The organism is Streptomyces coeruleoprunus (assembly GCF_039542925.1).
GTDB classification, from domain to species: domain Bacteria; phylum Actinomycetota; class Actinomycetes; order Streptomycetales; family Streptomycetaceae; genus Streptomyces; species Streptomyces coeruleoprunus.
The window spans coordinates 6626260-6648538 of sequence record NZ_BAABIT010000001.1; the positions used below are offsets into that span (position 1 = coordinate 6626260).

The window sequence follows — 22279 nt, forward strand, 5'->3', positions numbered from 1 at the left end:
CCGTCACAGCCGGTCTGTGCGACACCGGGCTGGACCGAGGTCCAGTTCCCTGGCGTGGCGGCGGATGCGGGGACCGCAGTGACCGAGCCCATGCCGGCGAGGACGGCGGCGGCCGTAACGGCGACTCGAATCGCGCGTCGTTGGAGGAATCTCATACGGCCTTCCAGGTGGTTGCAGGTGGCGGCCGGACGCGTCACGGAACGAGCGGCGCGTGGAGTCGGCCAGGCCGGGGACGGCGGTGAAGGTGGCGTTCTGCTCGACGGCCGTGGCGCTGGGGGACGTCACCGGATCGAGGTGATCCCTGTCGGCGTCGGGTCAGCTCGTCACGCGGAAGGTGGCGTCACTGCGGGCCGTCGCGGTGGTGATCGGGTCGAGGCGGAGTTCGTAGGCGTAGTGGCGGATGTAGCGGTCGGGGTGGTTGTACGACTGGAAGGACGACCAACTCGAGTCGGCGAGCCCGGCGACCTGGCGGAAGGTGGCGTCGGCGGCGAACTGGGAGGTGCCGTCGTTGTGGGCGAGCTGGAAGTCGTAGTTGGAGTGCCGCAGGAAGTAACCGGGGTGGTTCACCGACTCGAAGGAGACGGTGCCGGAGCCCGCCAGGCCGGGCCTCAGGCGGAACTGGGCGTCCGGGCCGGTGATGTTCTGGTCGATGCGCACGTCGAAGTCGGCGTGCCGCACGTACCGGTCCTGGAAGTTGTACGACTGGAGCCGCTGCGCCGGGGTGTTGGACCATCGGGCGAGCACGCGGCTCTCCTCGGCCGCCGTCAGGTTCAGGATCGAGCCGTGGCGCTTCTTCGTGCCGCCCATGTCGTAGCTTCCCGATGCCGGGAGCCGGTAGGTGCCGGAGACGGCGGGGCCGGTCGTCGTGACCGGCATGTATCCGCGGCCGGAGGCGTACTGGTCGAGGTAGAGGGTCCACTCGTTGCGGTCCCGGAACTTCATCCACATCGGACCCTCGACCTGGGAACCGGTCAGGCCGATGCCGGAGAGGTTGCCGAGGTTCGTCCACGTACCGAGGATCGAGTTGCTGCCTTCGAGGGTGATCTGGCCGTCGCCGGAGGCCCGTACGTAGCGGTGGTCGCCGACGCCGGCCGGGACCTCGACGATCTGGGTGTCGATGATCTCCTGGGTGCCGGGGCGCTCGATGTAGATCCGCGGAGTGGTGATGGCGCGGAAGTCACGGGTGTGGGCGTAGTGGATGCGGTGCTTCTTCACGCCGTTGACGGGCTTGTTCGTCGCCCAGTACAGGACGTAGTCGTTGGTGGCCGGGTTCCAGATCGCCTCCGGCGCCCACGCGTTGCGCCCGTCGGGGATCGCTCCGGCGACATTGAGCAGCCACGGCTCCGACCACCTGACCAGGTCCGTCGACTCCCACACCACGAGGCTGCGGCTGCCGTTGTTGATGGCGGTGTCCCAGTTCTGCCCGCAGCCGATGCACAGGTCGGTCGCGATGATCCAGTACTTGTCGCCGCCCGGGGAGCGGACCAGTGCGGGGTCGCGCACGCCGCGCGTTCCGACCGTGGAGCGCAGGGTCGTCCCGCCGCCGTTGAGGTCACGCCAGTTGAGGCCGTCCGTGCTGTGCGAGAAGTAGATCTGCTGACCGGTCGCCCCCTCACCGATGAAGTGCGCCATCAGGTAGCCCGGGTCGGCAGCGGCCGCCCGGTCCGGTGTGGTCAGGGCTTGGCCGGTGAAGAGGAGGCACGCGGCGAGCAATATCGCCGACAGCCGGGCGCGAAGCGCGGACATGCACATCTCCTGTCGTTCTGCCGTGTGGGGACGGCGGGGCCGGACGATGCGGTTGGCTGATCCGAGCGCGGTTGGGCGCGGCGCAGCAGGACGGTTGGTGGTTTCCCGGCGACAGCTGTTGCGCCCGGCGGCATTTCCTCCCGGTGGTCGGCCGGGGGCAGCCGCCGCAGCCAACTCGCTGTCCCACCAGTCGAGTTGTGCGATATGTCGAACAGCGTTCGGAAGGTCGGGCAGACAATAGGTGGGCGAAACAGGGTGCGTCAATACATCCGACCTGACCGAGTCCGAGCGCCGGAACCTCCGTCCTCCGCCACCTTCGAGACCTCAAGTCGCCTTTTATGACAGAGGCGTTGACCCGGGCTGGTGCAGGATCTATCTTCTGGCCGAGTTTACGAACGGCGTTCGAAATATCGGCACCAGAGGGAGTACTCCGTGAGACCTGCGCTCACCCGACGAACGGTCCTCGGCATGATCACCGGCTCGGCCGCCGTCACCTTCACCGGTGTCCCGGCCGGTACCGCCCACGCCGCCGTGCCCGCGTCCCCCGGTGTCACGTACACGAACACCATCGCCGAGCAGCGGGCCGACCCGCACATCTACAGACACACGGACGGCTTCTACTACTTCACCGCCACGGTCCCGGCGTACGACCGGATCGTGCTGCGCCGGGCCACCACGATCCAGGGGCTCACGTCCGCCGCCGAGACGACCATCTGGACCAAGCACGCCACTGGAGAGATGGGCGCCCACATCTGGGCTCCGGAGATCCACTTCATCGACGGCAAGTGGTACGTCTACTTCGCCGCCGGGGCCGCGAACGACATCTGGAGGATCCGGCCGTACGTCCTGGAGTGCACGGCCGCGAACCCGATCACGGGCGCCTGGACGGAGAAGGGCCGCATCGTACTGCCGCTGGACACCTTCTCCCTGGACGCGACGACCTTCGCCGTCAACGGCACCCGCTACCTCTCCTGGGCGCAGCACGACCCGGCCGTCGGCCGCGGCACCAACCTCTACATGGCCCGGACGTCCAGCCCGTGGACCATCACCGGCACACCGGTCATGATCAGCCGGCCGACCGCCTCATGGGAGACCGCCGGAGGCGAGACGGTCAACGAGGGCCCGGCCGTCATTCAGCGGGGTGGCAAGGTCTTCATGACCTTCTCGGCCAGCGCCACCGACGCCAACTACTGCATGGGCCTGCTGACCGCATCCGCCTCCGCCGACCTGCTCAGCGCCTCGTCGTGGGCCAAGACCGCCGGCCCCGTCTTCGCCAGCAACGCCGCCACCAGCCAGTACGGCCCGGGGCACAACCAGTTCACGGTCTCCGAGGACGGCAAGTCGGACATCCTCGTCTACCACGACCGCGGCTACAGGGACATCAGCGGTGCCCCTCTCAACGACCCCAACCGCCGCACCCGCGTCCAGAAGATCTACTGGAGGGCCGACGGCACACCCGACTTCGGCATCCCGGTCGCCGACGGCCTCACCCCGATCCGGCTCTCCTCGTACAACTTCCCCGACCGGTTCATCCGGCACTGGGAGTACCGCGCCAGGATCGAGCCGAACGTCTCGCCGCTGGCCGACTCGCAGTTCCGGGCGGTCGCCGGTCTCGCCGGCACGGGCACCGTCTCCCTGGAGTCGGCGAACTTCCCCGGCTACTTCCTGCGCCACAAGAACTATGAGGTGTGGGTGGAGAAGAACGACGGGACGTCGCAGTTCGCCGGTGACGCCTCCTTCACCGCCCGCGCCGGCCTCTCCGACTCCGCCGGCGTCTCGTACGAGTCGTACAACCTCCCGGGCCGCTACATCCGCCACTACGACTACCTGCTGCGGGTCCAGGCCCTCAGCACGGCGACCGACCGGGCCGACGCCACCTTCTACACCCAGTGAGCCACCACAGCCGACCCTTAGCCCTCGGTCGGCTTCGGCGGACTCTCTCGTCACGAAAGGTGCACAATGTCTTCCCCCATCAGCAGACGGCACCTCCTGCAAGCAGCCGGGGCCACCGCCGCCGCCACTGCCACCGGATCCCTCATCGGCGGTTCTCCCGCCCACGCGGCGGCCATCCCTCCCGCAAGGGCCGACATCGGGGTCTCCGCGCATCCCTTCGAACTCGGCCAGGTCCGGCTCACCGCGAGCCGGTGGCTGGACAACCAGAACCGTACGCGCAACTACCTGCGGTTCGTCGATGTCGACCGGCTGCTGTACAACTTCCGCGCCAACCACCGGCTCTCCACCAACGGCGCGGCCGCCACCGGCGGTTGGGAGGCTCCGGACTTCCCCTTCCGCACCCACGTCCAAGGGCACTTCCTCACGGCATGGGCACAGCTGTACGCCGTGACCGGGGACACCACCTGCCGGGACAAGGCGACCCACATGGTCGCGGAGTTGGCCAAATGCCAGGCCAACAACAGCGCCGCCGGTTTCAACGCCGGGTACCTCTCCGGCTACCCGGAGTCCGATTTCACCGCTCTCGAGCAGCGGACTCTGAGCAACGGCAACGTGCCGTACTACACCATCCACAAGACCCTCGCCGGCCTGCTGGACGTATGGCGCCACATCGGCAGCACACAAGCCCGGGACGTGCTGCTCGCCCTTGCGGGGTGGGTCGACCGGCGCACCGGCCGGCTGAGCAGCCAGCAGATGCAGACCATGCTGGGCACGGAGTTCGGCGGCATGAACGCCGTGCTGACCGATCTCTACCAGCAGACAGGCGACGCGCGGTGGCTCACCGCCGCCCGGCGGTTCGATCACGCCGCGGTGTTCGATCCCCTGGCGTCCAACCAGGACCAGCTGGCCGGACTGCACGCCAACACCCAGGTACCCAAGTGGATCGGGGCCGCCCGGGAGTACAAGGCCACCGGCACCACCCGCTACCGGGACATCGCCGCCAATGCCTGGAACATCTGCGTCAACTCGCACACCTATGCCATCGGCGGCAACAGCCAGGCGGAGCATTTCCGCGCCCCGAACGCCATCGCCGGCTTCCTGAACAAGGACACGTGCGAAAGCTGCAACACCTTCAACATGCTCAGCCTCACCAGGGAGTTGTTCGCGCTGGACCCGAACCGGGCCGAGCTGTTCGACTACTACGAGCGGGCGTGGCTGAACCAGATGATCGGCCAGCAGAACCCGGCCGACGACCACGGCCACGTGACCTACTTCACCCCGCTCAACCCGGGAGGCCGACGCGGTGTGGGCCCGGCGTGGGGCGGCGGCACCTGGAGCACCGACTACGGCACCTTCTGGTGCTGCCAGGGCACGGGCCTGGAGATGCACACCAGGCTGATGGACTCCATCTACTTCCGCAGCGACAACACGCTGATCGTGAACCTGTTCGTGCCGTCGGTGCTCAACTGGTCGGAGCGCGGAATCACCGTCACCCAGACCACGACATACCCCGTGAGCGACACCACGACCCTACGGGTCACCGGCAACGTCAGCGGCACCTGGGCCATGCGCATCCGGATCCCGGGCTGGACCACCGGAGCCACCGTCAGCGTCAACGGCGTCGCGCAGACCATCACCACCACCCCCGGCGGCTACGCCACCCTGAACCGCTCCTGGGCCTCCGGCGACACGGTCACCGTCCGCCTGCCCATGCGGATCGTCATGCGAGCGGCCAACGACAACCCGAACGTCACCGCGATCACCTACGGCCCGGTGGTCCTGTCCGGCAACTACGGCGACTCCTCGCTCAGCTCCCTCCCGTCGCTGAACACGTCCTCGATCACACGGACCAGCAGCAGTTCCCTCACCTTCACCGCCACCGCCAACGGCTCCACCGTCAACCTGGGACCGTTCCACGACGCGCACGGCCACAACTACACCGTCTACTGGAACACCAGCGGCACCGTCCGTCTCGCCAATGTGGGCAGCGGTCTCGTGCTGGGCATCCAGAACATGTCCACGGCCGACGGTGGCCGCGCTCTGCAGTGGCACGACTCGGGCACCGCCGACCACGACTGGCACATGGTCACCGACGGAAACGCGGTCCGCTTCCGCAACGCCCACAGCGGCAAGGTGCTCGGCGTCCTGGAGATGTCCACGGCAGAAGGCGCGACCGTCCTGCAGTGGTCGGACAACGGCACAGCCGACCACAGATGGACGCTGCTCGACCAGGGAGACGGGACCTACAAGATCCGCAACGAGCACAGCGGCAAGTTGCTCGCCATCGCGAACAACTCCACCGCTGTCGGCGCGTTCGCAGTCCAGGACTCGGACAACGGCACCGCCGACAACCGGTGGCGCATCTTGAGGGGCTAGGGAGTGTCTGACGCTGTCGCGCCGAAGGGAAGGGGTTCGCTGCTCACGTGCAGCAGCGCGGCGTCCCGGGTGGACAGGGCATCGAGGATCGCCTCGTGCTCGGCGAGGGTGCGGCCCGCGGCCTTGTCGTCGACCGGACCGCGCCAGATGCGGGCGCGCAGGGTGCGGCCGGGGATCCCCTTCCAGGAGGGTGAGGAGGGCCGGCGACACCGTCCAGGCGAGGGTCCTGCCGTGCAGCGAGGACTTCCGCCTCCCCGATAACCCCTCCGTGCCGGTCGTCCTGGTCAGCGCGGGCACCGGCTGGCGCCCTTCCGCGGCGCGGTGCTCGACCGGCTGCACTCTCGGGAGGACGGAACGCTGCTGTGCTCCTTCGGCTGCGACCACCCGGACGTCGACCACCTGCACCGAGAGGAGTTCCAGGCGGCCGAGGCGGCCGGAGCCGTCAGTGTGCGCCCCACCTTCAGCTGCGCCCGAGGACGGTGCCCGCTTCGTCCAGGACCGCATCTCGCGCGAGAGCGACGAGGTCGTGGTGATCCACCGCAGGAATACCGGTGCGGGTGACGAGGAGGCCGCCGCCTCTTGGCCGCCCTCACCGAATCCGGCCCCTACGTCAGGACGCCTGGGCCGGCTGACCACAGCTGGCTGCGCCAGGCCAGTGAGCAGGCCCGCACGCTGGGCCGGAGGGCTCCTCGCAACACCGCCCCAGCGACCTTCCCGGTGGCTGGACGATGGCCAGCCGTTCTCCATAGAGGTCTGTGACTCGGATCGCGCCGCCGTACCCGCCGCCGTCAGCGGAAATGAAGTAGGTGAAGTCGGTGTGGGCAGCTGCCGCCAGCCGCCGTTGAAGGAGACCTCCAGCCGTGCGACCGGATCCTTGTGGCCGGTCGCCTGGATCCGATGGCGGCTGGAGCCGGTCTTGCACCTGGACATCGTGCCGGACGTGCTGCTCAGCAGGCTCCAGGTGATCGGAATGCGGCCGACCTCGAGGTCGGCGACTTTGGCGAAGGCCTGTCGGCTGAGCTCAAGTTGACCGGACGCGCAGGGCGCCGGGCATGCGTCGCTGATCCGGACCGTAACGAAGGCGCCATTCGCCGCGCGGACGAGTACGTATGTCGGTGACGGGGAACGCGCCAGCCTCCGTTCTGCGCGTGTAGGCGGGATCGTGCGGCCGACTCGCCCTACCGCGGCCTGTGGAGAGTCGAACGCCACGGAGACGTACAAGGGGGCAGCGCTACCGGCGGCGGCACCGCGTTACGGGATGGCACTCGGACCGGTGAGTGGGCGATGCCCGCCCCCGCGCTCCGTCGCCGTATGAGCGCCGACGTTGTCGCCCGGCGCGGGCGGGCTCGGTCTTCCGCCGAGCCCGCCGCGCCGGCTCCCCACTGGAGAGGGACCCTGTCATGCCGTCAGCGGCGCAGTGTCAGCAGGCCCGGACGGTAGGGGAGGAGGCCGTAGTCGCCGCCGGAGTTGGGGCTGCGTCCCTGGTAGAGCAACTGCAGATTGCAGGGATCGACGGTCATGGTCTGATCGGGGCTGGTGCGGATCAGTTCGCCGTGGCTGATGTCGTTGGTCCAGGTGGCGCCGCTGTTGGCCTTGCCGGCGAAGGGATTGCCCTCGGTCGCGGCCTGGGGTGTCCACGAGCCGTTCAGACTGGTGGCGGTGAATGAGCGGAAGTAGCGGCCCTGCGAGCCGATCGCCTCGACGATCATGAGGTAGCGGTTCTGGCCCTGGAGCTTGTAGACCTGCGGGGCTTCGAACAGGTTGTTCGTCGTATCGCTCATGATCACTGTCGAGTTCGTGCCGAAGCTGCCCGGGAAGTTCCCGATCGGCATACTGGCCCTGTAGATCTTGCCGTTGTCGCCGGCGAAGAACAGGTACATGTTCGTCCCGTCGGCGATGAGCGTCTGGTCGATGGGTCCGGTTCCGGAGCCTGCGATGCTTCCGGAGAAGAGTTCCTGCTCGGAAGACCAGCCATTCGGGTTGGTGGGGTCGCTCGACGTCCGGTAGGAGAAGGCGGTCCTGCCCCATTGGTAGGCGAGCACCCAGATGTTCTTCGGCGCGAAGTAGAAGAGCGTGGGCGCGACAGTGGAAGCCGACATCGTGTTCTGGCCGGCCGAGGCCATCTCCGACCAGTTGGTGAACAGGCCGAAGTTCATCGAACCCCACCTGGTCCCTGTGTCGTGCGTCGTCGCGTAGACGAGTTGCCTGCCGTTGTAGGGGACGACGGTGAAGTCCTTGAGCGAGACCCACCCCGGCTTGGGCTGCGCCAGCGCACCCGTTGACGTCCAGCGATATGTCGACGGAAGCTCGCACGGGCCGGGGTTGCCGCCCCCGACCCTGACAAGCTGCCACTGCTGGTTGGTGCCGCCCCAGTCGTCGTACTGGACGACGTTCGCGTTGTCCGCGGTGGAGGCGCCTTGTACCTCGAGAGCCTTGTTGCTGTGGCGCGAGATCAGCCTTACGTAGCCGTCCGAGCTGTCGGCCAGCCGCCACTGCTGGTTGGTGCCGTTCAGGTCGGCCCACTGGACGATCGAGCCGCCGTTCGCGGTGGACCAGTTGTGGACGTCCAGAACCTTGCCGGAGTGGCGGGACTTGATGCGGTAGTAGCCGCCTCCGGAGTCGACGAACTGCCACTGCTGCTGGTTCTGATCGTTCCTGGTCCACTGGGTGATGCGGGCGCCGTCGTTGGTCGCCAGATTGTAGACGTCCAGGGCTTTGCCGCTGTTGCGGTTGACCAGCACATACGAGGCGTTGGGGTCTACGGTCGCCGCGCTGGCCGGCTGGGCACCGAGGAAGGCAGCCACGAGCAGCAAGGGCGCCAGGACGGCGAGTAAGCGTCTCGGACTGACCGGGGATGGGTGGCGAAACCACATCAGAGGGCCTCCTTGGGGGACGGGGTGAAGACACCGATGAACCGCGGAGCGGCCGTACCAGGGCAGGGACAGTCCCGAGACTTTCGAAGAGCTTCCGGAAGCTTTGACGCCACAAGCTAGGAATGCGGGGCCTTCTGGTCAAGGTCTGTCGCCGATCTGTCCACAAACAGCTCCTCCTCTTTTGGGGCTTGGCAAGCTGTCGCGCCGACCGGAAGCGCTGCGGATGTCGGCGAACGGCTCGCCAGTCCAAGGGCCGTGCTGAGGAGGGAAGTTGACTGGTCGGCGTCCGCGCACCCGTCCTGGTCCCGGCCCGGGCCGGCACTGTCCGCCGACGGGGGTGCCGGAGAGCTCCGCCGTCCGGCTCGGCGGGGCCTGGAACTTTTCAGCTGAGGATCGGAAGTTTTCTCTGCGAGGGGTATTGACGATTCACTGTCAATCCTTCAATCATCCATCACCGGGCGACCGACCATAGTTCGGGATTTCGAACTGCGGCCCGGGCAAACCGTGCTGAACGGGCAGATCCACGCCCGGATGCACCGCAGATCCGCGCACCGAAGCACCTGCGCCACCCCGTTTCGTTCCGGTGAGGTTCGCACCGGCGCATCCTGGCTCTTCGTGCAGTTGGAGAGGCACGCGACGCCGCGTGACGGTCCCCCGGCTGAGCCGCGATGGAGTACTCCCGTGCCTGTCTCGAAACACCGCTGCCGCTCGCCGTAGATCTCCCGGCGGCCGACCCGGGTGCCGTCCCGGCCGGTTGGGATCGTCCCGGTCCCATGACCGCGGTGTCCGGTGATTCCGTGCTGCGCGGGTTCCGGCCCGCCCCGCCCCGCCCGTCTGCCGAGGGGAAGCGGACGACGCTTTCCCCTGCGCTTCAGTCACTCCGTGATGTCTACCTTGGAGGCACCGTCATGGGCTTGCATGCCCTTCCCAGAAGCGTTATCCGCCAGAAGATCAGCGGCCTGCTGTCGGCGCTGGTCGTCGGCGTCCTCGGCGCGGTCGCCGCACTGGTCGCGCCGCCGACCGCACACGCCGCCGAGAGCACGCTCGGCGCCGCGGCGGCGCAGAGCGGCCGCTACTTCGGCACCGCCATCGCCTCGGGCAGGCTGGGCGACTCGACGTACACGGCGATCGCGGGCCGTGAGTTCAACTCGGTGACGGCCGAGAACGAGATGAAGATAGACGCCACCGAACCGCAGCGAGGCCAGTTCAACTTCACCGCCGGTGACCGCGTCTACAACTGGGCGGTGCAGAACGGCAAGCAGGTGCGCGGGCACACCCTGGCCTGGCACTCCCAGCAGCCCGGCTGGATGCAGAGCCTCAGCGGCAGCACACTGCGCCAGGCGATGATCGACCACATCAACGGCGTGATGCGCCACTACAAGGGCAAGATCGCCCAGTGGGACGTCGTGAACGAGGCCTTCGCCGACGGCAGTACGGGAGCCCGGCGCGACTCCAACCTGCAGCGCACCGGCAATGACTGGATCGAGGTCGCCTTCCGTACCGCGCGCGCCGCCGACCCGGCCGCCAAGCTCTGCTACAACGACTACAACGTCGAGAACTGGACCTGGGCCAAGACCCAGGCCATGTACGCCATGGTCCGGGACTTCAAGCAGCGCGGCGTGCCGATCGACTGTGTCGGCTTCCAGTCGCACTTCAACAGCGGCAGCCCCTACAACAGCAACTTCCGTACCACCCTGCAGAACTTCGCCGCCCTCGGCGTCGACGTGGCCATCACCGAACTCGACATCCAGGGCGCCCCGGCCACGACCTACGCCAACGTGGTCAACGACTGCCTGGCCGTCGCGCGCTGCCTCGGCATCACCGTCTGGGGTGTGCGCGACACCGACTCCTGGCGACCGGAGCACACGCCGCTGCTGTTCAACGGCGACGGCAGCAAGAAGCCCGCCTACACCGCCGTCCTCAACGCACTCAACGGTGGCTCCTCCACGCCCCCTTCGGGTTCCGGTCAGATCAAGGGCGTCGGTTCGGGCCGCTGCCTGGACGTGCCCGGCACCAGCACCACCGACGGCACCCAGCTCCACCTGTGGGACTGCCACAACGGCACCAACCAGCAGTGGACGTACACCGCGGCCGGTGAGCTGAGGGTCTACGGCAACAAGTGTCTGGACGCCGCCGGCACCGGGAACGGCACCAAAGTCCAGATCTACGGCTGCTGGGGCGGCGACAACCAGAAGTGGCGCCTCAACTCCGACGGATCCATCGTCGGCGTCCAGTCCGGCCTCTGCCTCGACGCCGTCGCAGGCGGCACCGCCAACGGCACCCTGATCCAGCTCTACTCCTGCTCGAACGGCAGCAACCAACGCTGGACCCGCACTTGATGGGACCTGCCACAGACGAATGGGACAATCGATGAAGACCTACGGTGCGGCTTCCCCCGCCCCTCCACGAAGGCATCGCTGGTGGTCCCGGGTCGCCGCCGTGGTGGCGGCGACGCTGGGGATCGGCATGCTCTCCGCGGTGAATCCGGCGCCTGCCGAGGCGGCGACGGTGGACACCAACGCCTGGTACGTCCTGGTCAATCGCAACAGCGGCAAGGCGCTGGACGTCTCCGGCGCGTCCACCGCCGACGGCGCGCGGGTCAGCCAGTGGACGCGCAACGACGGAGCCAACCAGCAGTGGCAGTTCCTGGACTCCGGCGGCGGCTTCTACCGCCTCAAGGCCCGGCACTCGAACAAGGTTCTCGACGTGGCCGGAGCCTCGACCGCAGACGGTGCCGCGATCCAGCAGTGGGCCGACCACAACGGGGCCAACCAGCAGTTCCGCCTGGCCGACTCCGAGGCGGGCCACGTCCGGCTGATCAACCGCAGCAGCAGCAAGGCGGTGGAGGTGCAGGGCGCCTCCACCGCCGACGGCGGCAACGTCGTCCAGTACACCGACTGGGGCGGCGCCAACCAGCAGTGGCAGATGATCAAGCTGTCGTCCGGGGGCGGCGGCGGATGCGGCAGCGCACCGACACTGGCGAGCGGTACGCACACGATTCAGAGCGGCGGTAAGAGCCGCAGCTTCATCCTCAGGGTTCCCGCCAACTACGACAACAGCCACCGCTACCGGCTGATCTTCGCGTTCCACTGGCGGGGCGGAACCGCCGCCGACGTCGCCTCGGGCGGCACGAGCGGGAACGCCTGGTCCTACTACGGCCAACAGGAACAGTCGAACAACACCGCGATCCTCGTCGCCCCACAGGGCCTCGGCAACGGCTGGGCCAACTCCGGCGGTGAGGACATCACCTTCGTCGACGACATGATCCGGCGAATCGAGGGCGGCCTCTGCGTCAACGCGGCACAGCGTTTCGCCACGGGCTTCAGCTGGGGCGGCGGCATGAGCTACGCACTCGCATGCAGCCGGGCCAACGTCTTCCGGGCCGTCGCGGTCATCTCCGGCGCCCAGATCAGCGGGTGCAGCGGCGGCACCCAGCCCATCGCCTACTTCGGAATCCACGGCATCGGCGACTCCGTCCTCAACATCACGCAAGGACGGTCCCTCCGCGACAAATTCGTCAGCAACAACGGCTGCACCCCCCAGAGCCCGCGCGAGCCCGCGCCGGGCAGCCGAACGCACATCACCACCACCTACTCGGGCTGCCGTGCCGGGTACCCGGTCCAATGGGCCGCGTTCGACGGAGGCCACATACCCGGTCCGGTGGACGGCTCCACCAACGACAGCGGCGTCGCCACCTGGACCAAGGCAGAGATCTGGAGGTTCTTCGCGCAATTCGGATGAAACGCCCGCACCACGGAGTGGAGCCAGGATCATTCTGGCTCCACTCGCTCCATGCGGACGTGTCTCCGGCCGCGCGCCTGCGCACAAGACCCGGAACTCAACTCATCCTGAAACGATCAGTGAGGGGGAGCGGCTGTTTGCCGCACCCTCTCGCTACGGTGGGTGACCGTCCTTGCCGCCTGTCGCCGGCCGGCAGCGAGCCGGGACGGCATGACCTCGTTGCGCATCCAGCACGAGATTTTCCCGTGCTGGTTCGGTGCTGACTTCGGGCGGTCACTGGCAGCAGAACAACAGGTCGTAGCGCTGCCCGGATGACTGGTCGCACCACTCGATGGTGGTGCCGAGAGCACCACTTCCTGACGATCGACGGGGACCACGTGTCGCCACACCGAGGTTCACGGCCCCATCCCGCCTGTCGCTCCTCCGGTAGCCGGCGCCCTACACCCCCGTATGCGCGTTCGGTTAGGCTGGCCTTGCCTGGCTGCGGGTTCGGGTTCCGGTGCCGCAGGGGCAACCCACAGAACGAAACGGGTATGGGTAGGACGCGGGTGAGAGACGGTGACTGGGCTTGTGCGCGTCGTGCGCCCGCTGGGGCGGGACGCCCCATGCGGGTGACGGGCATCGCGGGTTCCGGCCCAACGCTCGGGACGCGGCGTCGTGGATAGGATCGCGCTCACGGCCGGAGCCCTGTATGTCATCGTCCTGCTCCGTGCCGGAGGGACGTTCGCAGTCGGGTGGCTCGCCGGCGCCGGTGCCCGGCGCAGCAGGTTCGCCGAGCGGATCTCCTCGGCGAAGTTCCGGCGCGCCGAGCGGGCGATCCAGCGGTGGGGCGCGCCGGTGGTGGCCGTCTCCTTCCTGACCGTCGGTTTCCAGACCGCCGTCAACTTCCTCGCGGGCAGCATGCGCATGCCGTTGCCCCGCTACCTCCCCGCCCTGTTCCTGGGCGGGGCGGCCTGGGCGCTGATCTACGCGACCGCGGGGCTCGGCGTGCTCGAAGTACTGGGAAGGCTCTTCGCCGAGCGGACGGCCCTCGGGGTGTCCGCCTTGGCCGTCCTCCTCCTCGCGGTGTGCGGGGTGGTGGTGTACCGCAGAAGACGGGCGGCTCTGTCCTCCCGTGACACCGCGGCCGAGGAATCGTGATCCCGTCCCCCGGGGACCGGTGCCGCGCCGGGCGGACTCGGCTCTCTTCGGACGGGTCCCGTAGGGCTACGTCGTGTGCGTGGCCCCGGCAGCCTGCGCCTCCGCCCGTCCCGTCCCGGAAGTGCAGCAGCAGGCTGACTGTTTGATGCCGTCCATGGGACCGGTGCAGCGGCACTCCTGCCAGGAGCATGTCCAATTGTCGATGGTCTTGGGGTCAATCGATGGGATTCGCCGGAACTCTGCCTCACCGGCGGGCTACTGTACGGGCACGCCGTGCTGACCACCGCGGTCACATGAGGAGGAAATGCTGTGTCATCGCCCTGTGACCCCCGGCACGCCCCCGCCGGCGATGTGGGCGCGGCGCTCATGATGATCGACTCTCGGCTCAAGGCTGTCTACGACGGCAGGACCGGGACCGACCCGGAGCAACAGGCGCTGATCGACCAGTTCGCCGCTTCCCTGGGCCCCAAGGGAGTCGATGACGTGCTGGACGGCGCGTGCACCCTCATCTACATGTTCATGCGGTGGCTGCGGCTGGCCTACGAGGACCACGGCAAGGACGTCATCGCGTGTGTGGTGCCCAACCTCGTGGCCACGATGCGCATGATGCCCAGGAGTGTCCGCCCCGAGGCCATTCCCACCATGGCCGGCCTGCTCATCGCGGCGGGCACCGGCCTGAGCCCCAGCCTGTGGCGCCAGCAGTACGGATACTGGACCGAGGACGAGATGACCGCCCTGGAAGCCACCGCCTTCCTGCTCGCGGAGCACATCAACCGCCTCACCGACGACCACGACTTCGCCACCCGCCTGATCAGCGAGGCTCTCGCCAGGTCGGACGAAGCCTGACGAGCCGCGGCTTCCGCGACTCTCCCCCTGAGTCGCGTCGCCCGCGGAGCGGCTCACCGGCGGCGAGGCTCAATGGGCGTGGCCGTCGTCGTGCCCGGATTCCTCGCCGTTGTGGGTGTCCGTGGGTGCCGGGGTCGGCGTGGGTGCCGTGGGCTCCGGGGCGGAATCAGCGGGGTCGTCCGCGGGCGCGTCGTGGTCGCCTTCCTGTCCCGCGTCGTCGTTCTTCTCGTTCACGGCGTTGCCGTGACTGTGTCCGCTTCCGGCCTCGCCCATGGTGGGGGCGATATGGCGCAGGCCCGCGAAGGTGAGAGCCGCGACGACGAGGACTGTCAGCCCCATGAGGCCGAAGACGCGTCGCCAGGGCGTCTTGTCCTCCTTCAGGACGTAGGCGACGAAGGCGAGCACGAGGCCCAGCGGGATGAGAACGGCGCAGCGGTCGGGCAGGTCGGCGAAGTGCTGCATGCCGCCGCTGAGCATGCCCAGGCCGAAGGACAGCATCGTGGAGGCGCCGAGGACCCGCAGGGTCTTCGCGAGGTCCGGCTTCTCCGACGCGAGGACGATCTCGTTGAGGAAGGTGGCGACCAGGAAGACCAGCACACCGGCGCCCGCGATCAGCGAGTAGCGGGTCGGGTCCATGGGGTGGTGGACGACCGCACCGCTGATGAGCCCCGCGCCCACGTAGTAGCCGACGTAGCCGAGGAAGCGCCAGGGCAGTGAGGTGCCTCGGCGCCTCCTGGAGGATCGGCCGTGGTCGGGGGCGGGAGGTGCGGTGAGAGTGGATGACGAGGACACGAGCTGGCCTTTCACGGGCAGGGGCGATGGGGGAATGGGGGCTGGACGCCTGCGCGCGGCGCCGGGACGGGAGCGGGCGGAGCTGGAGAAGCTCGACCCGGCCGAGACGCCTGCGCGCGGCGCCGGACGGGAGAACCGGGGCCGAGGGGCGGATCCCCGACAGGGCGGGGTCCCGCGGCGACCGAGTACGTCACGCCGCTCTTCGGCGGGTCGCAGGACGCGCCGCCGCCGGGGCATGGCTGAGCTGCCGCAGACAAGGCGGGCGGAAAAGGTGAAGGGGTGCCGAACCGGTCGTTGATCGGTTCGAACGCGCGAGGCCTAGATCCGTAGGACCGTTGAATCCGGCGTACGAGGAGGCTGCCAGGCGACACTACCTGGCCGAGCGGCGATCAGCGCAGACGTGTGCGGCAGTCGCTCAACGGCCAGCGGGGCCTCGCACGGCATGGGGAGCGCGGGTCCCTGCTCGGGCTGGCCGGAGACGCAATGGTGTGCCGCATGATCGGGCGCCGGGGCGTCGTGATGGTCGGCGTCCCGCTCACCGTGGTCCCGGGCGGTCTCGTCGTGAGGGTGGCCGGCCGTGGTGGTCCCGTGGGCAGCCACGCCCACCGTGCTGTACGTCCCGGGGTGCGCATGGCCTGCGGCGCTCTCCCCGCTGACTCCGTGCGTGTACGCCAGTGCCAGGAGCAGTGCGGTCAGCGCCCACGTCCGCAACCGGCCCGCCGCACGGGAGCGGGAGCACGTGCTGGGAATCGGCCGGGCCGCGAACATGCGGGGCAGCATAGCCGCATCCCCGGGACGGGCCACCGCCACCCCCGGGGTCCGGCTGCCGATGGGCTGGGGCGCCCGCGATCACACGCGACGTGACCGGGGTCACTCTCATGTGATCGTGGGCATCCGGTGCAGAGCAGAGAGGGGCGACGGGCGCTACCGCGTGGTGAAAGCTCCTCCGTTGACGTGGAGGGTCTGGCCGGTGATGTGCCGGGCCCCTGGGGAGGCGAGGAAGTGGGCCGTCTCGGCGATGTCGTCGACCGTGCCCGGTCGCTTGTTGTGTGTCTCCTCCACGAGCGCGCGATGGCGCTCGTCGCTCAGTCGACCCTGGAAGAAGTTGGTGCCGGCGATGTACCCCGCGGAGATCACGTTGCAGGTGACGCCCTTGGGGGCGAGATCGGCGGACAGCGAGGCGTTCCACGCACCCAGAGCGGCTTCGGCCGCTCCGTAGGAGCCGCCTCGGCGCTCGGCACCGATCGAGCCGATGCTGATGACGGAGCTCCCACTGGTGAGCTTTTCCTGGACCGAAGCCGTGGTCAGCACCGCGGTGAGCAGGTTCTGCGCCAGGCTGGCGTGCCACTGGGCGAGCAACGCGCCCAGGGGCGAGCCGTCCCCGGACGTCACCCCGGGCAAGCCACCGGCCGCGTTGACCAGAACGTCCAGCCGGTCGAGCCGGGCGGCGAGTGCCTCGACCTGCCCGGAGTCGGCGGCGTCGCAGACGACGCCGTGCACCCCCACCCCCCTTCCGCCGCCGAGATCGCCGCGGCCTGGCGACGGGAACGACCTGGGACCCCGACGGAATCGATCGAGATCGTCAGCCCCGTCTGGCGGCTGGCCAAGCTCTTCGCCGACGACCGCAACCGAGCCCTGCGAGAGGTGGGGATCGATGCGGCCACCCTCGACCTGCTGTCCGTCATTCGGCGCTCAGGGCCCCCTACACCCTCAGCACTCGAGAGATCACCCGGCGCACCCTGGTGACCGCTGGAGCGATCTCCCAGCGCGTCGCCCGCGCCGAACGCGACGGCCTCGTCGAGCGCATGCCGGGAACAACCGGCCGACGAACCGTCCTGGTGGAGCTCACGGCCGAGGGGCACGCGCTCATCGAGCGGTCCGTCGACACCGTGCTCGGCCGAGAGGCCGCACTCGTCGGCTCTCTGTCGCAGCACGAACGCACCCTGCTCATCGCGCTGCTGGACAAGCTGATGGCCGATGTCCGACGGTGCACGGCCGACGAAGACAGCACTCGGTGAAGTCCGGTCCGGTCGGGCCGGACTCGTCTCCCGGCCTCAGGAGTGTTGGTGGTAAGCCTTGTTGGCGATGCGCCAGCCGTCGTCGACGTGGACCAGCAGGAAGACGTCGGTGAAGGTGTCCGCGCCGTGCCGGAGCGTCATGGTCGCGGTCGCGACGGTGCCGTGGACGTCGACGGCGTCGATGCGGCGGGAGCGGGTCGGTTCGTCCGGGGCCGGCCGGCCCCGGAAGAGAGCGCAGTAGTCGTCCAGGTGCCAGGAGACGAATGCGTCGTCCCGGATTCCCTCGATGTGGGCGGTGGGCAGGAACGCCGCGCGGAAGTGGGCCGGGTCGCCGGTGGCGTGGCCGCGGACGTAGGCGCGGAGCGGTTCGAGTACGGCGTCCTCCACGGCGGGGACCGTGGCGGCGACGGCGATGTCGGCCCCGGGGTCGGCAGGCGTGTCGGCCAGGTCGGCCGCGCTGCCCAGGGGCGCGTCCGACGCGGCGGCCAGCAGGGCCATGTCCTTGGCCAGCCCGCCGATCGTGAACTCCGCGTCGGCGGCGGCCGGCCGGCCGGTGAGGAAGGTGCGCTTGCGGGCGACGAGCCCGCCGAGCTGGCCCAGCTCGAGGACGTCCAGCACCTGGGCGCGGGGCAGGCCCAGGGCGTCGGCCTGACGCAGTGAGTCGCGCAGCGCGAGGACGGAGCCGGCGAGGCTGTGGTTGGCGACCAGCTTGAGCGCAGCGGCGGTGGCGGCGTCGTCGACGCGCCGCACGGTGCCGAGGCACTCCAGGACCGGTCGGGCCCGGTCGAGCGTGGCCTGCTCGGCGGCGGCGAGAATCCGCAGGGCGCCGGCGGCGGCAGCCGGCACAGACCCGAGCACGGGCGCGTGGACGTAGGACGGGCCGAGTCGCCGGGCCAGGCTCGACGCCTCGGCGGGGGCGATGGTGCTGGTGTTCAGCACGATGGTGTCCGTGCGCAGCGAGTCGCGGACGTGGTCGAGGACCTGCCGGCAGGCCGGGCCGTCGAACAACGCCAGGAGCACGATGTCGGCCTTCGCCACGGCCTCGTTCGGGTCGTTGGTCGTCTCGACGGTGCCTGCCGTACGCCCGGAGCGTGTCCAGCCGACGACGTCCCGGTCGCGGTCGGCGAGTCGTGTCGCGATCGCCGCGCCCATGCGGCCCAAGCCGAGGACGGCGATCGTGTGCGGTGCGGTCATGCGCATCAGAGTGGTGCATCACGATGGCTGCGAAAAGCGAAGATCCCGCAGGGCGGCCATGCGGGCCGCGCATACCTCGCAGGCATACTTGCGCCATGGCTCTGACGGAGTGGCGGACGTTCGTAACGGTGTGCCGGCTCGGGTCCCTGTCGGCGGCGGCCGCCGAGCTGGGCTACACGCAGTCGGCTGTCTCCCGTCAGATCGCCGGGCTGGAGCGGCAACTCGGCGTGGCTCTGATGGAGCGCCACGCGCGAGGTGTGCGGCCGACACCGGCAGGTGAGGTGTTCCGGCACCACGCCCTGGCTGCGCTCAACGAGGTCGACCGTGCGCTTCGTGCCGTACGGGACGTTCGCGACGGAGCGCTCAGCCGGCCGCTCGCCGTCGGCGCGACACCCTCATTGGCCGCCGGGATCGTGCCCGCGGCGATCCGCCGCCTGCTGGACACGGCCGGGCCCATCCACTGGAGCCTGTTGCCCGGGCTGAGCGCACCACTGCACGACCGCGTGATCGCCGGCGACCTCGACGTCGCCGTCGTCACCGATGCGCCACCAGGGCTGCCCAATGACCCGCGGGTGGAACGACGGTTCCTGGGGATGGACGAGATGGTCGTCGTGCTGCCCGTCGACCACCCGTGGGCCGGGCACGGCCGAGTGCACATCGAGGCCCTGGCCGACCAGACATGGGTGGAGGACAACGACGGCTCGGCGGCGCTGCTGCGCCGGCACGCCGCGCGCGCCGGAGTCACCGCCCGTATCGACCTCACCGCAGCCGATCTGCCCGGCAAGCTGGCCCTGGTCGCCACCGGCCACGCCATCGCGCTCATACCCGGGGCGCTGACGTGCGCGCTGCGGAACGACACCACCACAGTAGCCCTCGTCGATCCCCCGGCCCGTGGCATCTACGCGATCACACCACGTCGCGACCCGCATCCGTCCGCGGTGCCCCTGATCGACCAACTGGCGACAGCCTTCGACTCGCCTTGTCCGGCCCGAGCTGCGCACCGTCCGGCCGAGACGGACGCCCACCCGGCTGGGCCGGCACTGCGCGACGCCTGACGGAAACGTGGTCGTGTCCGGGGATCTCCCCCTACCCCGCCCTTCCCGAAACCGGGGGGCTCCGCCCTCGGACCCGCGTATCCCTGCCCCCAGCTCTTCGAGCACGGGGTACCCCCAGAACGGCGCCCGTCCTCAAAGGCCGGACGGGCTCACACCGTGCTCGATGCGGGGAGGAAGAAGTCCCGGACGTCCTGGGCGAGCAGCTCGGGCACTTCCATCGCGGCGAAGTGGCCGCCGCGCTCGAACTCCGACCAGTGCCTGATGTCGTACAGCCGCTCGGCCAGGGGTCTCACCGACTGCGTGATGTCGTGCGCGAACACCGCCACGCCCACCGGCACCGGGCACGGCTCGCTCCGCCGCGGCGCCTCCCGGTGCAGTCGGGCCGAGGAGGCGGCGGTGGCGGTCAGCCAGTACAGGGAGATGTCGGTGAGCATCCGCTCGTCGCTGATCTGCGACCGCGGGTCGGTCCAGTGGGCGAAGCGCTCGGCGATCCAGGCCAGCTGCCCGACCGGTGAGTCGGTCAGCGCGTAGCCGATGGTCTGCGGGGTGGTGGACTGCAGGGCCTGGTACGGCGGGCGATGCGCCATCAGCTGCCGGACTTTGTCGAGCCGGGCTTCATCCGTTGCGGACAGTTCGATGCCGGCATCCGGGTCCGGCCGTGTCGGCAGATAGTTCACGTGGACCCCGACCACCTGCTCGGGCGCCACCGCGCCGAGCGCCAGCGAGATGCCCGCGCCGAAGTCGCCGCCCTGCGCCCCGTAGCGCTCGTACCCGAGACGGCGCATCAGCTCGGCCCAGGCCTGCGCGACGTGCACGATGTCCCAGCCGCGCTGGTGGGTCGGCCCCGAGAAGCCGTAACCCGGGATGGACGGAATCACCAGGTGGAAGTCGCGCGACAGCGGCTCGATCACGTCGAGGAACTCCAGGAACGAACCGGGCCAGCCGTGCGTGAGGATCAGCGCGAGCGCGTTCGGCTTCGAGGACCGGACGTGCACGAAGTGGATGTTCTGGCCGTCGATCTCGGTGGTGAAGTGCGGAAGCTCATTGAGTTCGGCCTCATGCGCACGCCAGTCGTAACCGGTGCGCCAGTACTCGGCCAGCTCCTTGAGGCGCGCCAGCGGGAAGCCGTAGTCCCACCCGGCGTCGGCGACCTCGTTGGGCCACCGCGTGCGGGAGAGACGGTCGGTCAGGTCGTCGAGGTCGGCCTGGGGGATGTCGATGCGGAACGGCTTGATCACGATCTCCACTCCAGGGGGATTCGTCCGAAGGTCAAACGTTAGTGGCGCTAACGAAAATAGACTGTTAGTGGCACTAACGCAAGAGGTGGAGGATCCCGCCCCATGAGCCCGACCCGGGGCGCCGTCCTCAACGAGCTCGCCGACGCCCAGCGCGAACTCCTCGCCACCCTCACGCCGACCCAGCAGGCCGACTCACCCACGCACTTGGCCTCCTGACGGAGCACCGACAGCCCCCGCACAGGCCATCCGGTGCAACCCGGGACGGGCAAGCCGGGGCGGTCGACGAGCTGCTGAACCGAGAGGTGGCCCCAAGGCCGCCCTACCGGACGGCGCTACCCGTGGCGTGGTGCTAGCGGCCCGGCCGGTAGTTCGAGGGAAGCGTGTAGACGAATTCCCGCGGGTCGGCGTAGGCCTGCTCCAGCCATTCGGGGACGCTGTGGTAGCCGAGACTGTAGAGGTTTCTGCTCGGGTCCCATGTGTTGTAGGCCAGGATCGACTTCCGCTTGCGCTCCATCTGCGCGGATGGAATTCTGAGCACGTACGCCGCCCCGCGATCGCGCTCCGCGGGCGGGTACTGCTGGTAGGCGTAGATGTGGTGGAAACGTACGTCCGTGAGCTCGCCGTTCTTCATGAGCCGGTGGGCGGCGTCGCTGCATGCCTTGTGCGTGGCGTTGCCGTCCAGCCACCCGGCCGCGAACTTGTGCGAGGCGCCGGGGTACTGCTCCGCCAGGGCACGGACCTTCTTCACCACCTGGCCGACGAACGCGTCGTAGTCGCCGTAGGCGCCATCGGCGAGGTTGAAGTTGATGACCTTGTCCACTCCCAGCGCCTTCGCCGAGAGCGTGAACTCCGCCGTACGGGCGGCCACCACCTTGGAGGCTCCGTCCTCCGGCCACCCCAGCGCGTGCCGGTGCCCCGGCGCCGAACAACGCGATCCCAGCGTGGTGCAGTCACCCTGGTTCATGATCTTGGCGAGGCCGTCGTTCTCGCCCCGGCTCACGAGGACCAGGTGGACCGGTCTGCCGGCCGCCTTGTGCTCCAGGATCGAACCGGCCATGCCGATGGCCTCGTCGTCCTGGTGCGGCGAATAGAAGATCGCCGGCGATTTGGCAGCGGCAGCGGCTGCGGCCGGTGGGGTCCACACCGCACTCGAAACCGCGGCGCCCGCGACGGCCAGCGCGCCCGCGCCCAGGATCTGTCGCCTGCTCGGGCCGTCCCCGAACCCCATGTCCTCGTGCCGCTCCACCTTGGCTCCTCCCCATTGGCCCCGGGAGGGACAGTGCCGCCCCTCCTCGCAGCCAGCCTTCCTGCCGCCACTAACGTTTCGCTTGCGTCAGCCTGACGTTCCACTGAGCCACGCGTGCCGC

15 protein-coding genes and 4 pseudogenes are annotated in these 22279 nt (G+C 69.2%); 9 read left to right on the forward strand and 10 right to left on the reverse strand.

What is annotated here, in order from left to right; all coding sequences use genetic code 11:
• Window positions 1-3: 3 nt before the first annotated feature.
• Both ABEB09_RS35050 and ABEB09_RS29770 read right to left on the reverse strand, forming a co-directional pair.
• The gene (locus tag ABEB09_RS35050; RefSeq protein WP_380842492.1) at window positions 4-285 is read right to left on the reverse strand and encodes a hypothetical protein; all 282 of its coding nucleotides are present in this window, start codon (window positions 283-285) and stop codon (window positions 4-6) included.
• A 30-nt stretch (window positions 286-315) separates the two neighbouring features.
• Entirely contained in the window at window positions 316-1746 is a 1431-nt protein-coding gene (locus ABEB09_RS29770) for a glycoside hydrolase family 43 protein (RefSeq protein ID WP_345693006.1), read from the reverse strand.
• A gap of 468 nt (window positions 1747-2214) precedes the next feature.
• Between ABEB09_RS29770 and ABEB09_RS29775 the strand changes: the two genes are divergently transcribed.
• Together ABEB09_RS29775 and ABEB09_RS29780 are read left to right on the forward strand one after the other, a co-directional pair.
• Window positions 2215-3639: a family 43 glycosylhydrolase gene (locus tag ABEB09_RS29775; protein ID WP_345694131.1), complete on the forward strand. Its 1425-nt coding sequence runs from the start codon at window positions 2215-2217 to the stop codon at window positions 3637-3639.
• A gap of 66 nt (window positions 3640-3705) precedes the next feature.
• Entirely contained in the window at window positions 3706-6015 is a 2310-nt protein-coding gene (locus ABEB09_RS29780) for a beta-L-arabinofuranosidase domain-containing protein (protein WP_345693007.1), read from the forward strand.
• Here ABEB09_RS29780 and ABEB09_RS29785 read toward each other — a convergent pair.
• Window positions 6012-6219, reverse strand: a pseudogene (locus ABEB09_RS29785) (GntR family transcriptional regulator); the annotation flags it as partial. The gene ABEB09_RS29780 and the pseudogene ABEB09_RS29785 sit on opposite strands and share 4 nt — an antisense overlap.
• Here ABEB09_RS29785 and ABEB09_RS29790 point away from each other — a divergent pair.
• Window positions 6215-6647: pseudogene (locus tag ABEB09_RS29790) on the forward strand (reductase); the annotation flags it as partial. The pseudogenes ABEB09_RS29785 and ABEB09_RS29790 sit on opposite strands and share 5 nt — an antisense overlap.
• Before the next feature lie 388 nt (window positions 6648-7035).
• On the opposite strand, the pseudogene ABEB09_RS29795 reads toward ABEB09_RS29790, so the two are convergent.
• Window positions 7036-7224, reverse strand: a pseudogene (locus ABEB09_RS29795) (hypothetical protein); the annotation flags it as partial.
• Between the two features lie 197 nt (window positions 7225-7421).
• Window positions 7422-8888, reverse strand: a complete 1467-nt coding sequence (locus ABEB09_RS29800; protein ID WP_345693008.1) for a non-reducing end alpha-L-arabinofuranosidase family hydrolase — start codon at window positions 8886-8888, stop codon at window positions 7422-7424.
• A gap of 908 nt (window positions 8889-9796) precedes the next feature.
• On the opposite strand from ABEB09_RS29800, the gene ABEB09_RS29805 reads away from it, so the two are divergent.
• The 4 genes from ABEB09_RS29805 (at window position 9797) to ABEB09_RS29820 (ending at window position 14615) form a co-directional block, all read left to right on the forward strand.
• Entirely contained in the window at window positions 9797-11227 is a 1431-nt protein-coding gene (locus ABEB09_RS29805) for an endo-1,4-beta-xylanase (RefSeq protein WP_345693009.1), read from the forward strand.
• Window positions 11228-11258: 31 nt separating this feature from the next.
• The gene (locus ABEB09_RS29810; RefSeq protein WP_380842497.1) at window positions 11259-12629 is read left to right on the forward strand and encodes an RICIN domain-containing protein; all 1371 of its coding nucleotides are present in this window, start codon (window positions 11259-11261) and stop codon (window positions 12627-12629) included.
• 657 nt (window positions 12630-13286) lie between these two features.
• Window positions 13287-13769: a DedA family protein gene (locus tag ABEB09_RS29815; protein ID WP_345693010.1), complete on the forward strand. Its 483-nt coding sequence runs from the start codon at window positions 13287-13289 to the stop codon at window positions 13767-13769.
• A gap of 309 nt (window positions 13770-14078) precedes the next feature.
• On the forward strand, window positions 14079-14615 hold the full coding sequence (locus tag ABEB09_RS29820; RefSeq protein WP_345693011.1) for a hypothetical protein: 537 nt from the start codon (window positions 14079-14081) through the stop codon (window positions 14613-14615).
• Between the two features lie 69 nt (window positions 14616-14684).
• Here the strand turns inward: ABEB09_RS29820 and ABEB09_RS29825 are convergent, their stop codons facing one another.
• The gene (locus ABEB09_RS29825) at window positions 14685-15407 is read right to left on the reverse strand and encodes a hypothetical protein (RefSeq protein WP_345693012.1); all 723 of its coding nucleotides are present in this window, start codon (window positions 15405-15407) and stop codon (window positions 14685-14687) included.
• A gap of 924 nt (window positions 15408-16331) precedes the next feature.
• The gene (locus tag ABEB09_RS29830) at window positions 16332-16907 is read right to left on the reverse strand and encodes an SDR family NAD(P)-dependent oxidoreductase (RefSeq protein ID WP_345693013.1); all 576 of its coding nucleotides are present in this window, start codon (window positions 16905-16907) and stop codon (window positions 16332-16334) included.
• On the opposite strand from ABEB09_RS29830, the pseudogene ABEB09_RS29835 reads away from it, so the two are divergent.
• Window positions 16869-17425 (forward strand): annotated as a pseudogene (locus tag ABEB09_RS29835) (MarR family winged helix-turn-helix transcriptional regulator). The gene ABEB09_RS29830 and the pseudogene ABEB09_RS29835 overlap by 39 nt on opposite strands.
• A gap of 36 nt (window positions 17426-17461) precedes the next feature.
• On the opposite strand, the gene ABEB09_RS29840 reads toward ABEB09_RS29835, so the two are convergent.
• Complete coding sequence (locus ABEB09_RS29840) at window positions 17462-18619, reverse strand: nuclear transport factor 2 family protein (protein ID WP_345693014.1); 1158 nt, start codon at window positions 18617-18619, stop codon at window positions 17462-17464.
• Between the two features lie 95 nt (window positions 18620-18714).
• On the opposite strand from ABEB09_RS29840, the gene ABEB09_RS29845 reads away from it, so the two are divergent.
• A complete protein-coding gene (locus ABEB09_RS29845; protein WP_345693015.1) occupies window positions 18715-19674 on the forward strand; it encodes a LysR family transcriptional regulator in 960 nt (319 codons plus the stop codon).
• A gap of 149 nt (window positions 19675-19823) precedes the next feature.
• Here the strand turns inward: ABEB09_RS29845 and ABEB09_RS29850 are convergent, their stop codons facing one another.
• Window positions 19824-20912, reverse strand: a complete 1089-nt coding sequence (locus ABEB09_RS29850) for an epoxide hydrolase family protein (RefSeq protein WP_345693016.1) — start codon at window positions 20910-20912, stop codon at window positions 19824-19826.
• Window positions 20913-21261: 349 nt separating this feature from the next.
• Window positions 21262-22158, reverse strand: a complete 897-nt coding sequence (locus tag ABEB09_RS29855; RefSeq protein WP_345693017.1) for a PIG-L deacetylase family protein — start codon at window positions 22156-22158, stop codon at window positions 21262-21264.
• Between the last annotated feature and the right edge of the window lie 121 nt (window positions 22159-22279).

Excerpts from the sequence above, each read along its gene's own strand:
- ABEB09_RS29770 (WP_345693006.1), bottom strand. The coding sequence starts at position 1,746 with ATGTCCGCGCTTCGCGCCCGGCTGTCGGCGATATTGCTCGCCGCGTGC.
- ABEB09_RS29775 (WP_345694131.1), top strand. The coding sequence starts at position 2,215 with ATGATCACCGGCTCGGCCGCCGTCACCTTCACCGGTGTCCCGGCCGGT.
- ABEB09_RS29780 (WP_345693007.1), top strand. The coding sequence starts at position 3,706 with ATGTCTTCCCCCATCAGCAGACGGCACCTCCTGCAAGCAGCCGGGGCC.
- ABEB09_RS29800 (WP_345693008.1), bottom strand. The coding sequence starts at position 8,888 with ATGTGGTTTCGCCACCCATCCCCGGTCAGTCCGAGACGCTTACTCGCC.
- ABEB09_RS29805 (WP_345693009.1), top strand. The coding sequence starts at position 9,797 with ATGGGCTTGCATGCCCTTCCCAGAAGCGTTATCCGCCAGAAGATCAGC.
- ABEB09_RS29810 (WP_380842497.1), top strand. The coding sequence starts at position 11,259 with ATGAAGACCTACGGTGCGGCTTCCCCCGCCCCTCCACGAAGGCATCGC.
- ABEB09_RS29840 (WP_345693014.1), bottom strand. The coding sequence starts at position 18,619 with ATGACCGCACCGCACACGATCGCCGTCCTCGGCTTGGGCCGCATGGGC.
- ABEB09_RS29845 (WP_345693015.1), top strand. The coding sequence starts at position 18,715 with ATGGCTCTGACGGAGTGGCGGACGTTCGTAACGGTGTGCCGGCTCGGG.